We start from the raw sequence: 503 nt of genomic DNA on the forward strand, positions 1-503 counted from the left end.
GTGACATTGTCCTCGGTGTGCCAGCGATCGACGCCTTCGGTCTCGGGCAGCGCAATCTGATCGGGCGCGAGATAAGGGAGCGAGGCGTAATCGGGCAGGGCGTCGTGGCCGCTCATGTCATCGGCGAGCACGAGCGTGTGCTGGCCCATCTGATGCGTGAAGTAGTAATAGATGCCTTCCTGCTCCATCAAACGGCTGACGAAGGCGAAGTCAGTCTCCTGGAACTGGGTGCAGTAACCCCAGGTGCGATAGGTGGCGCCCAGGCGGTTGGTAACCGGAAAGCCGTAAGCGGAGAAGACTTCCTGGATGATCTCGACAACCGTCTTCTCCTGGAAGATGCGGCAGTTCATGGAACGCGTGAGGTACCACAGCGAAGGCCGCACAGTGGCCGTATAGATATAACTGCGCGAGGTGAGCGTCTCGCGGCCATTGAACTCGAAGCGGGTGATCTGTCCGTCGAGATAGCGCAGCGCGCCGACCTGCGGCTGGATCTCCAGCGTGAG

1 protein-coding gene is annotated in these 503 nt (G+C 60.4%); it reads right to left on the minus strand.

The features are described from left to right. Positions 1–503: contractile injection system protein, VgrG/Pvc8 family (locus tag QCE62_RS35120; protein ID WP_309928025.1), on the minus strand; the 503-nt coding region annotated here is incomplete at both ends.

Origin of the sequence: Caballeronia sp. LZ033, from assembly GCF_031451265.1 — a bacterium.
Lineage (GTDB): Bacteria > Pseudomonadota > Gammaproteobacteria > Burkholderiales > Burkholderiaceae > Caballeronia.